Source organism: Streptomyces sp. NPDC102514, from assembly GCF_055584525.1.
On sequence record NZ_JBVJLW010000016.1, the window covers coordinates 101950 to 113500 of the forward strand.

8 protein-coding genes are annotated in these 11551 nt (G+C 69.5%); 6 read left to right on the top strand and 2 right to left on the bottom strand.

The annotated features are described in order from the left end of the window. The first annotated feature begins 180 nt into the window (after nucleotides 1–180). The 4 genes from ACZ60E_RS34130 to ACZ60E_RS34145 all read left to right on the top strand — a co-directional run bounded on the left by ACZ60E_RS34130 (nucleotide 181) and on the right by ACZ60E_RS34145 (nucleotide 6669). Complete coding sequence (locus tag ACZ60E_RS34130) at nucleotides 181–1290, top strand: NAD(P)H-dependent flavin oxidoreductase (protein ID WP_469445521.1); 1110 nt, start codon at nucleotides 181–183, stop codon at nucleotides 1288–1290. Then, nucleotides 1287–2855, top strand: a complete 1569-nt coding sequence (locus ACZ60E_RS34135; protein WP_469445522.1) for an acyl-CoA synthetase — start codon at nucleotides 1287–1289, stop codon at nucleotides 2853–2855. The genes ACZ60E_RS34130 and ACZ60E_RS34135 overlap by 4 nt, the downstream gene beginning before the upstream one ends. Nucleotides 2856–3014: 159 nt before the next feature. Next, on the top strand, nucleotides 3015–4589 hold the full coding sequence (locus ACZ60E_RS34140) for an acyl-CoA synthetase (protein WP_469445523.1): 1575 nt from the start codon (nucleotides 3015–3017) through the stop codon (nucleotides 4587–4589). A gap of 169 nt (nucleotides 4590–4758) precedes the next feature. Continuing rightward, nucleotides 4759–6669 carry an alkaline phosphatase family protein gene (locus ACZ60E_RS34145; protein ID WP_469445525.1) on the top strand — a complete coding sequence of 637 codons (1911 nt, stop codon included), beginning with the start codon at nucleotides 4759–4761 and terminating at the stop codon, nucleotides 6667–6669. 132 nt (nucleotides 6670–6801) lie between these two features. On the opposite strand, the gene paaK is transcribed toward ACZ60E_RS34145, so the two are convergent. Further along, entirely contained in the window at nucleotides 6802–8097 is a 1296-nt protein-coding gene (gene paaK, locus ACZ60E_RS34150) for a phenylacetate--CoA ligase PaaK (RefSeq protein WP_469445526.1), read from the bottom strand. Nucleotides 8098–8306: 209 nt separating this feature from the next. On the opposite strand from paaK, the gene ACZ60E_RS34155 reads away from it, so the two are divergent. Continuing rightward, nucleotides 8307–8816 (top strand): hypothetical protein, encoded by a 510-nt coding sequence (locus ACZ60E_RS34155; protein ID WP_469445528.1) that lies wholly within the window; start codon nucleotides 8307–8309, stop codon nucleotides 8814–8816. Nucleotides 8817–8853: 37 nt separating this feature from the next. On the opposite strand, the gene ACZ60E_RS34160 is transcribed toward ACZ60E_RS34155, so the two are convergent. Continuing rightward, nucleotides 8854–10482 carry an acyl-CoA synthetase gene (locus ACZ60E_RS34160; protein WP_469445529.1) on the bottom strand — a complete coding sequence of 543 codons (1629 nt, stop codon included), beginning with the start codon at nucleotides 10480–10482 and terminating at the stop codon, nucleotides 8854–8856. Between the two features lie 239 nt (nucleotides 10483–10721). Here ACZ60E_RS34160 and ACZ60E_RS34165 point away from each other — a divergent pair, with 239 nt between their 5' ends. Next, nucleotides 10722–11522, top strand: a complete 801-nt coding sequence (locus ACZ60E_RS34165; protein WP_385832849.1) for a crotonase/enoyl-CoA hydratase family protein — start codon at nucleotides 10722–10724, stop codon at nucleotides 11520–11522. The last annotated feature ends 29 nt before the right edge of the window (nucleotides 11523–11551 follow it).

An 11551-nucleotide genomic window follows, 5' to 3' on the forward strand; every position in this document is an offset into this window, starting at 1 on the left:
CCCGTCACGCCGTCACGCCGCTTGAAAGTATTTTTCCGCCCACACCGTGCCCGGTGAAACTTTTGTGTCAGAGGGGGGCGGTGTCAACGGTGGCGCTCCGACTCGTCCACGGTCTCAAAAAACTGACGGCCCATCAGAAAAGGTCTTCCCTCGTCCACGGGACTGCGGCATCCTGCGCCCATGCAGACGGAGCTGAGCAAGAAACTGGGAGTCGAGCACGCCCTCTTCGGCTTCACGCCGTTCCCCGCCGTCGCCGCTGCCATCAGCCGGGCCGGTGGACTCGGCGTGCTCGGCGCGGTCCGCTACACCGACCCCGACGAGCTCAAACGGGACCTCGACTGGATCGAGGCACACGTCGACGGAATGCCGTACGGGCTCGATGTCGTCATGCCCGCCAAGAAGGTCGAGGGCGTCACCGAGGCCGACGTCGAGGCGATGATCCCCGAGGGGCACCGGCAGTACGTCAGGGACACCCTGGCCAAGTACGCGGTCCCCGAACTCGACGAGGGCGAGGCCTCCGGCTGGCGCATCACCGGCTGGATGGAACAGGTCGCCCGCACCCAGCTGGACGTCGCCTTCGACTACCCGATCAAGCTGCTAGCCAACGCGCTCGGTTCGCCGCCCGCCGACGTCATCGCGCGCGCCCATGAGAAGGGCGTGCTGGTGGCCGCCCTCGCGGGCAGCGCCCGGCACGCGCGCAAGCACGCCGAGGCGGGCATCGACATCGTCGTCGCCCAGGGCTACGAGGGCGGCGGCCACACCGGTGAGATCGCCTCCATGGTGCTCACGCCCGAGGTCGTCGAAGCCGTCGCGCCCCTGCCCGTGCTCGCCGCCGGGGGCATCGGCAGCGGACAGCAGATGGCCGCCGCCCTCACACTCGGCGCCCAGGGTGTATGGCTCGGCTCCATATGGCTGACCACCACAGAGGCCGATATGCACTCGCGCGCCCTGACACGCAAACTCCTCGCCGCCGGGTCCGGCGACACGGTCCGCTCGCGCGCCCTGACCGGGAAACCCGCACGGCAGCTGCGTACCGAATGGACCGACGCCTGGGACGACCCGAACGGACCCGGCACGCTCCCCATGCCATTGCAGGGAATCCTGGTCGCCGAGGCGGTCTCACGGATCCAGAAGCACGAGGTGGAACCGCTGCTCGGCACCCCCGTGGGACAGATCGTCGGCCGTATGAACAGTGAACGCGGTGTCCAGGAGGTCGTCGACGACCTCACCCGCGGTTTCGAGGAGGCCGTGGACCGACTCGACCGCATCGCCGGAAGGAGCCACGAGTGAGCCAGCCCCCCAACGGTTTCTGGTCCCAGGCCACCGCCGACCCCGAACGCGTCGTGCTCGTCGCGACCGACGGCGAGGAGTGGACCGCCGGACGGCTGCACGCCGAGGCCAACCGCCTGGTCCACGGACTGCGCGCCGCCGGGCTCGAACGCGGCGACTCCTTCGCCGTCGTGCTGCCCAACGGCGTCGAGTTCCTCACCGTCTACCTCGCCGCCTCCCAGGCCGGTTTCTACCTCGTGCCCGTCAACCACCATCTGGTCGGCCCCGAGATCGCCTGGATCGTCGCCGACTCCGGGGCCAAGGCGCTCATCGCGCACGAGCGGTTCGGCGACGCCGCACGCCACGCGGCCGACGAGGCGAAGCTCCCCGCGGACCGGCGGTACGCGGTGGGTGCGGTCGGCACGGCCGGTTCGATCGAGGGGTTCCGGCCGTACGGCGACCTCCTCGACGGACAGCCCGGGACCGTGCCCGCGGACCGGACGCTCGGCTGGGTCATGAACTACACCTCCGGCACCACGGGACGCCCGCGCGGCATCCGCCGCCCGCTGCCCGGCAAGCTCCCCGAGGAGACGTATCTCGGCGGCTTCCTCGGCATCTTCGGCATCAAACCGTTCGACGGCAACGTGCATCTGGTGTGCTCGCCGCTCTACCACACGGCGGTCCTGCAGTTCGCGGGCGCGTCCCTGCACATCGGGCACCGGCTGGTGCTGATGGACAAGTGGACGCCCGAGGAGATGCTCCGGCTCATCGACACCCATCAGTGCACCCACACCCATATGGTGCCGACCCAGTTCCACCGCCTGCTCGCGTTGCCTCAACACACCAGAGAGGCGTACGACGTGTCGTCCATGCGGCACGCCATCCATGGTGCCGCCCCCTGCCCGGACCATGTGAAACGGGCCATGATCGAGTGGTGGGGCCACAGCGTCGAGGAGTACTACGCGGCCAGTGAGGGCGGTGGGGCCTTCGCCACCGCCGAGGACTGGCTGAAGAAACCCGGCACGGTCGGCAAGGCGTGGCCCATCAGCGAGCTCGCCGTCTTCGACGACGACGGCAACAGGCTGCCGCCCGGCGAACTCGGCACCGTCTACATGAAGATGAGTACCGGCGGATTCTCCTACCACAAGGACGAGACCAAGACGAGGAAGAACCGTATCGGGGACTTCTTCACCGTCGGCGACCTGGGGTACATCGACGAGGACGGCTATCTCTTCCTCCGCGACCGCAAGATCGACATGATCATCTCGGGCGGGGTCAACATCTATCCCGCCGAGATAGAGGCCGCGCTCCTCACCCACCCCGCCGTCGCCGACGCGGCCGCCTTCGGGATCCCGCACGACGACTGGGGCGAGGCGGTGAAGGCGGTCGTCGAACCCGCTCCCGGCTTCGAGCCGGGCGAGGCGCTGGCCGCGCGAATCCTCGAACACTGCGCACAGCAACTCGCCGGCTACAAGCGGCCCGGGAGCGTCGACTTCATCGAGACGATGCCCCGCGACCCGAACGGGAAGCTCTACAAACGACGGCTTCGGGAGCCGTACTGGGAGGGTCGTACGCGACCGGTGTGAGGCCTCGGCGCACATGTGGTTCGGTGCCATGTGGCTCCGGACCACATGTGCGCCGGTCCTGTGTGGTCCCATGCCACAAGAGACCGTCCTCATCGCACGTTCCGGAGCCCGTGCCGCCCGGCTTGACCTGCGACCTGGACGGAACCAGGATCAAGTCCCATGACGCCTGGACACGGCAGCACGGTTGACGGGGTGCTGCGACGCAGCGCCCGGCGCACCCCGGTTCGCGCCGCGGTCACCTACCGCGAACGCACCTGGACCTACGCCGAACTCGACGAGGCGGTCTCCCGCGCGGCCGAGGTCCTGCGCTCCTCGGGACTCGCCCCGGGAGACCGCGTCGGCGCCTACGGGCACAACTCCGACGCGTACCTCATCGGCTTCCTGGCCTGCGCCCGCGCCGGACTCGTCCATGTGCCGGTGAACCAGAACCTCACCGGCGACGATCTCGCGTACATCGTCGGCCAGTCGGGCAGCACCCTGGTGCTGGCGGACCCGGACCTCGCGGACCGGCTCCCCGACGGCGTACGCGTGCTGCCGCTGCGCGACGCCGATGACTCGCTGCTCGCCCGGCTGGAGTCGACACCCCCCTACGACGGCCCCGAGCCGCGCACCGAGGACCTGGTGCAGTTGCTCTACACCTCGGGCACGACGGCCCTGCCCAAGGGCGCGATGCTGACCCACCGCGCGCTGGTGCACGAGTATCTGAGCGCGATCACCGCACTCGACCTGAGCGCGGGGGATCTGCCCGTGCACTCGCTGCCGCTCTACCACTCGGCGCAGATGCACGTGTTCCTGCTGCCCTACCTCGCGGTCGGCGCCACCAACACCATTCTCGACGCCCCCGACGGGGACCGGCTGTTCGACCTCGTCGAGGCCGGCCGGGCGGACAGCCTCTTCGCGCCGCCGACCGTGTGGATCGGCCTGTCGAACCGTCCCGACTTCGCCACCCGTGACCTGAGCGGACTGCGCAAGGCGTACTACGGGGCGTCGATCATGCCGGTGCCCGTGCTGGAACGACTGCGCTCCAGGCTGCCGAAGCTGGCCTTCTACAACTGCTTCGGCCAGAGCGAGATCGGTCCGCTGGCCATGGTTCTCGGGCCGCACGAGCACCGCAAGAAGCGGATGGACTCCTGCGGACGTCCGGTGCTCTTCGTGGACGCGCGGGTGGTCGACGAGGACGGCAAGGACGTGCCCGACGGCACCTCCGGCGAGGTCGTCTACCGGTCGCCGCAGCTCTGCGAGGGCTACTGGGACAAGCCGGAGGAGAGCGCCGAGGCCTTCCGGGACGGCTGGTTCCACTCCGGTGATCTCGTGGTGCGGGACGCGGAGGGATACTTCACCGTCGTCGACCGGGTGAAGGACGTCATCAACTCCGGAGGCGTACTGGTCGCTTCACGGCAGGTCGAGGACGCGCTCTACACCCATCCCGAGGTGGCCGAGGCCGCGGTGGTCGGCCTGCCCGACGAGCGGTGGATCGAGGCCGTCACCGCGGTCGTCGTACGCCGTGGCGAGGTCACGGAGGACGAACTGCTCGCCCACGCCCGCGAGAAGCTCGCCCACTTCAAGGCGCCGAAGCGGGTGGTGTTCGTGGACGAACTGCCGCGCAACGCGAGCGGGAAGATCCTCAAGCGGGAACTGCGGGACCGGTTCGGGGAGGGCTCCCCGGCGGCGACCCCTCGTGACCTTGACCCACCGGTGACTGAACCTTTGCCGGGCGAACCCCCGCCCCGCTGAACTGAACACGCTGGTGGGCCGTACCAGTTACGTTACGGCGGTCCGACCACCCGAGCCTGGTCCGCCCAGCCACCACCGGGTTTCGCACGGAAGGACCTTCGGGTTGTCTAGCACCACGAACTCTCACTCATTGCCGGACCTGGACCGGACGACCCCGAAGGAACCCGAGATGCCCGAGGCAGTGCCTCCGGCGGACAGCACGCCCACGGAGAAGGCGGCCCCGGCCGCCGAGAAGGCGGACGCCCCCGCCGAGCAGACGGACCCGGCCGCCGACGAGGCCGCCCCCGCCGGCGCGGACATATCCGCCGCCGCGGATGCGTCCGCTGTCGGGGAAGCGTCCACCGCCGAGGGCAAGGGCACGTCCGCCGTCCCCGACGCCGACGAGGACGCCTCGGCCGGTACCGAGGAGGCGGCCGAGGCACCCCCCACCCCCCGCGGCTGGCGCGCCAAGCACCCCGGCGCCGCCCGGACCGTGACCTGGACGATCACCTCCCTCGCCGCCCTGCTCGTGCTCTTCGCGCTGCTCATGCCGAACGATCCCGACCGCTTCCGGCCCGCCGTGTTCCTCCGGCTGCCGGTGGAGGCGATCTTCGGCGCGGCCGTCCTCATGGTCCTGCCGAAGACGCTGAGGCTCATCACGGCCGTCCTCGCCGGTCTGAGCCTGGGCGCGATGACCGTCCTGAACCTCCTCGACCTCGGCTTCAACGAATTCCTCGGACGCGGCTTCAACGTCGTACTCGACTGGACCCTGTTCAACGACGCCCGGACGTACCTTGAGGACTCGATGGGCAAGACCGGCGCGGTCGCCGTCGTGATCGCGGTCATCGTGCTCGTCATCGCCATATTCGCGCTGATGGCCCTCTCCGTCGTCCGGCTCGGCAACCTGCTGGCCCGCCAGAGCGGGCGTGCGACCCGTGCCACGCTGGTCGCCGGCACGGTCTGGCTGGCCTGCTCGGCGCTCGGCGTGCAGTTCGCGGGGGTGCAGTTCGCGGCCCGCAGCACCGCGGGGGCCGTCCAGAACCGGGTGGACCGCGTGCAGGCGACCCTCAAGGACGAGGCGGAGTTCGCCAAGATCGCCAAGAGGGACAAGTTCGCGAAGACACCACCGGCCCAGCTCGTCCCGGACCTGCGCGGCAAGGACGTCATCTTCGCCTTCATCGAGAGTTACGGCCGCAGCGCCATCGAGGATCCGATCATGGCGCCCGGGGTCGACGCCACGCTCGACGACAAGACGGCGGAGCTGACCGAGGCCGGGTACGCGGCCAAGAGCGGCTGGCTCACCTCGGCGACGTACGGCGGCAGCAGCTGGCTCGGCCACTCCACGTTCCTGTCCGGGCTGTGGATCAGCAACCAGGCCCGCTACCGCACCGTCACCGCGGGCGATCACCTGACGCTCACCGGCGCCTTCCAGCGCACCGGCGACTGGCGGACCGTGGGCATCATGCCGGGCGTCCAGAAGAACTGGCCCGAGGGCTCGTTCTACGGCCTCGACAACGTCTACGACTCACGGGAACTCGGCTACAAGGGACCCAAGTTCAGCTGGTCGACCATGCCCGACCAGTACGCCCTGAGCGCCTACCAGCGCCTTGAGCACGGCAAGAAGCGCGACAAGCCGCTGATGTCGGAGATCATCCTGACCTCCAGCCACCAGCCCTGGGCGCCGATCCCCAAGACGATCCCCTGGGACGAGGTCGGCGATGGCTCGGTCTACAAGGACATCCAGAAGGACGGCAAGAAGCCCGCGGACGTCTTCTACGACTCGACCAAGGTCAAGGAGGAGTACGGCAAGTCCATCCAGTACTCCGTGACCAGCCTCATCGACTACGTGGTGAAGTACGGCAACAAGAACACCGTGCTGGTCTTCCTGGGCGACCACCAGCCCCTCGCCAGGGTGAGCGGCGACCACGCCAACCGGGACGTGCCGGTCTCGATCGTCGCCCACGACAAGTCCGTCCTCGACAAGATCGACGACTGGAACTGGACCGAGGGCCTCAAGCCCGACGACACGGCCCCGGTCTGGCGGATGGACTCCTTCCGCGACCGCTTCCTGATGGCGTACGGCTCGACACCCCACCCCTAGGGCCTGTCAGACAGGCCCTAGCCCGGACACATGTGGTCCGGGCCCATGTGGCCCGGACCCAGCCGGTTCGGGACCACATGGGCCGGATGGGCAGCGCGGGCCGTGCCGGGTCGCCGTCGCCGCTGCAGTCGGCTATCGCGGGCGCAGGTCCACGATGCGCCGGATCTTGCCCACCGACCGCTCCAGCGACTCCGGTTCGACGATCTCGACCCGCGCCGAGACGCCGATGCCGTCTTTCACGGCCGCCGCGATGGAGCGCGCGGCCGCGTCGCGGATCTCCGGGGTGGCGCCCGCGCGCGCCTCGGCCCGGACGGTGAGCGAGTCGAGGCGGCCCTCGCGGGTCAGCCGCAGCTGGAAGTGCGGGGCGACGCCCGGGGTGCGCAGGACGATCTCCTCGACCTGGGTGGGGAAGAGGTTCACCCCGCGCACGATGACCAGGTCGTCGCTGCGGCCGGTGATCTTGCGCATCCGGCGGAAGCCCCTGGCCGTGCCGGGCAGCAGCGTGGTCAGGTCCCGGGTCCGGTAGCGGATCACGGGCATGGCCTCCTTGGTGAGGGAGGTGAACACCAGCTCGCCCTCCTCGCCGTCCGGCAGCACCTCGCCCGTGAGCGGATCGACGACCTCCGGGAAGAAGTGGTCCTCCCAGATGTGCAGTCCGTCCTTCGTCTCCACGCACTCCTGGGCCACCCCGGGGCCGATCACCTCCGACAGCCCGTATATGTCGACCGCGTCGATGGCGAACCGTTCCTCGATCTCCCGGCGCATCTCCTCGGTCCAGGGCTCGGCACCGAAGATGCCCACGCGGAGCGAGGTGTGGCGCGGATCCACACCCTGACGCTCGAACTCGTCGAGAATCGTCAGCATGTAGGAGGGCGTCACCATGATGATCCCGGGCTTCAGGTCCTGGATCAGCTGGACCTGGCGCGCGGTCATGCCGCCGGACGCCGGAATGACCGTACAGCCGAGCCGTTCGGCGCCGTAGTGTGCGCCGAGCCCACCGGTGAACAGGCCATAGCCGTAGGCCACATGTGCGATGTCACCGGGCCGGCCGCCCGCCGCGCGGATCGAGCGGGCCACCATGTCGGACCACATGGAGAGGTCGTTCTCGGTGTATCCGACGACCGTGGGGAGCCCCGTGGTGCCGCTGGAGGCATGGATGCGGCGAATACGGTCCCGGGGCACGGCGAACATCCCGTACGGGTAGTTGTCGCGCAGGTCCGCCTTCGTGGTGAAGGGGAAGCGGGCCAGATCGGCGAGCGAGTGGCAGTCCTCGGGCCGCAGCCCCGCCTTGTCGAAGGAGTCGCGGTAGAACGGCACGTTCTCGTACGCGTGCCGCAGGGTGGTCCGCAGCCGCTCCAGCTGGAGCGCGCGCAGGCCGTCGGCGTCGAGCCGTTCGCCCGCGTCCAGCAGGTCCGTCACATCCGCCACAGGCCTTCTCCCTCACCCCTGGGTCATTTCGGGCGACCGATCATTCGGTCGTGTCCTCGGGGATCAAGTAATCCAGCCGTACGGGCGGCCGTCAAGGCGTGCGGCGGGAACCGGGTCCGCCGATCACCCCTCTTCCCTGCCGAGTGGACGAGCAGACGGGCGGACGAGCGGGCGATCGGTGCCCCGGAGCAAGAGACGGAGGGGTGCGGGTGTCACGTACTGGAGGAAGGGCAGCCGGGGTGGGCGGGCTGGTCGCCGCGCTGGCGCTGGCCTGTCTCGGCTGGGCGGTCTGGGCGACGGCTTCCGCCGGGCCCGACGAGGGCGAGGACACGCGGTCCGGCGGAGCGCGGAGCGGGGACACGCAGGCCGGTGACCCGCGGGTCGCGGGGGTGAAGGTGCCGTGCCGGGAGGCGCTGCGGTTCGCGGACCAGGAGCGGCTGCCGTCCGGGGCGAAGGACGCGGCCTGCGTCGTGCAGCACGGCATCGACACACTGTACGACATCCGGTTCCGTATCGCCCGGGCCGACCTCGACACCTGGCTGGCCGACACCTACCCCGACCTGGAACTGCGTACGGACTGCGTCGAGGAGGATGCCGACCGCTGCGGGGGCCTGACCCTGGACCCGTACGCCGAAGGAGGCGCCGTGGCGGTGGAGTTGACGGTGCGGGACGGGAGCGACGGCCGCGCCCTCGTCCACTACCGGCCCTTCAACACATGAACCGACCACCGACCCCTCCAACGCATGAACCGCCTTTTCAGCGTGCAGTCTCCGACGCCTCGGCCGCCACCGACCGTGCCCAGCGGTAGTCCGCCTTGCCGCTCGGTGACCGCTGGATGGAATCGGTGATCACCAGCTGGCGCGGGATCTTGTAGCCCGCCAGATGGGTACGGCAGTGGGTCTGGATCTCGTCCAGGGAGAGCCGCCCGCCGCCCTCGCGCAGCTGCACCACGGCCGCCACATGGTTGCCCCACGTCGCGTCGGGCACCCCGGCCACCAGCGCGTCGTACACGTCGGGGTGCGACTTCAGCGCCTGCTCGACCTCCTCCGGATACACCTTCTCCCCACCGGTGTTGATGCACTGCGAGCCGCGGCCCAGCACGGTGACGATGCCCTCCTCGTCGACCGTCGCCATGTCGCCGAGCAGCACCCAGCGCTCGCCGTCCTTCTCGAAGAAGGTCTCGGCGGTTTTCCTCGGGTCGTTGTAGTAGCCGAGAGGCACGTGTCCGCGCTGCGCGATGCGCCCCGGCTCACCGACGGCGACCGGCTCGTACGTCGCCGGGTCCACCACCTGCGTACGGGAGTTGACCTGGATGCGGAAACCGCGTCCGGGACCCGAGTCGGCGGTCGCCGTGCCGTTGAAGCCGGACTCCGAGGAGCCGAAGTTGTTGAGCAGCATCACGTTTGGGACGAGGGCCTGGAACTGGGCCCGCACCGTCTCCGACATGATCGCGCCGGACGAGGAGACGCTGAACAGGGAGGAGCAGTCGGTGCCCTTCATGGAACCGTTCAACGCGTCGATCAGTGGCCGCAGCATCGCGTCGCCGACCAGCGACACACTGGTCACCTTCTCCCTCTCGATGGTCCGCAGCACCTTGTCGGGCACGAACTTGCTGTGGATCACGATGCGTTGACCGAAGTGGAAACCGATGAAGGCGGTGAGGGTCGAGGTGCCGTGCATCAGCGGAGCCGTGGGGAAGAAGGTGATCCCGTCGCCGCCGGCCGCCACCCGCTCGGCCAGCTCCTCCGGCTTCTTCACCGGATCGCCGGTCGGAGCACCGCCGCCCAACCCCGAGAAGAACAGGTCCTCCTGACGCCACATCACGCCCTTCGGCATCCCGGTCGTGCCGCCGGTATAGATGATGAACTGGTCGTCGGCCGACCGTGCAGGGAAGCCCCGCCCGGGGGATCCGGTGGCCTCGGCCGCCGCGAAGTCCAGCGCCGGCAGCGGGGGCGCGTCCAGGGCCGGAACCCCCACCCGCATGAGGAGGCGCAGCGCCGGGGTGCGCGGCAGGGCCGCCGCAACCCGCTCGGTGAACTCCGCGTCGAAGACCAGCGCCACCAGGTCGGCATCCTTGTAGAGGTAGATCAACTCCTCTTCGACATAACGGTAGTTGACGTTGACCGGCACGATCCGTGCCTTCAGGCACCCGAGGACGGTCTGCAGGTACTCGATGCCGTTGTAGAGGTGCAGTCCGAGGTGCTCACCGGGGCGGATGCCGCTGTCGATCAGATGGTGGGCGACGCGGTTGGCCGCCGCGTCCAGCTCCGCGTAGGTGAGGCGGCGCTCGGCTCCCGTACCGGGATGGTCGATGTGGATCAGTGCCTCACGGTCGGGGACCACGTCGACCACCGACTCGAACAGGTCGGCAAGGTTGTACTCCACCGCTCCTCCAGACCCCGGCAAGCATCGACGGACACCGGCGTGCGCCGAGACGGGCATGGGACGTATCGGCCGCGCGTCGATGAAGGGACGTGCGTCATCGCTTCGCCGGTCATCAGAGCAAAGCCCGCCACAACTGTGAAGGGTCCGCGCAGAAGAAATCTGACTGTCTGTCAGAAAACCCTTGAACTGCTTCGGCGCCTCCTGCAACCTGTTCTCGTTCCTGAGACGGGAGGACGGCTATGGGTGGGACGGAACACCTCACCGTGCAGCGCGAAGGCGCCACACTGGTGCTCACGCTCAACAGGCCCGAGGCCAAGAACGCGCTCTCGCTGCCGATGCTGGTCGGCCTGTACGACGGCTGGGTCGAGGCCGACGAGGACGACGCCATCCGCTCGATCGTCCTGACCGGCGCGGGCGGCGCGTTCTGCGCGGGCATGGACCTCAAGGCCCTCGCGGGCAAGGGGATGGAGGGGCAGCAGCACCGGGAGCGCCTCACGGCCGACCCCGATCTGCACTGGAAAGCGATGCTGCGGCATCACCGGCCGCGCAAACCCGTGATCGCCGCGGTCGAGGGCCACTGTGTGGCCGGCGGCACCGAGATCCTCCAGGGGACCGACATCCGGGTCGCGGGGGAGTCCGCCACGTTCGGGCTCTTCGAGGTGCGGCGCGGGCTGTTCCCGATCGGGGGCTCGACGGTGCGGCTCCAGCGGCAGATTCCGCGGACGCACGCACTGGAGATGCTGCTGACCGGGCGGCCGTACTCGGCGCGGGAGGCCGCCGGCATCGGGCTGATCGGGCATGTCGTGCCCGACGGGACCGCGCTGGAGAAGGCCCTGGCCATCGCCGAGCAGGTCAACGCGTGCGGGCCGCTGGCCGTCGAGGCGGTGAAGGCGTCCGTGTACGAGACCGCGGAGATGAGCGAGTCGGAGGGGCTGGCCGCCGAGCTGAAGCGGGGGTGGCCGGTGTTTGACACCGCTGATGCGAAGGAGGGGGCTCGGGCCTTCGCCGAGCGGCGGCCCGCGGTGTATCGGCGGCAGTGAGTCCCGCCGTGGCCCATCGTGTACCGCCG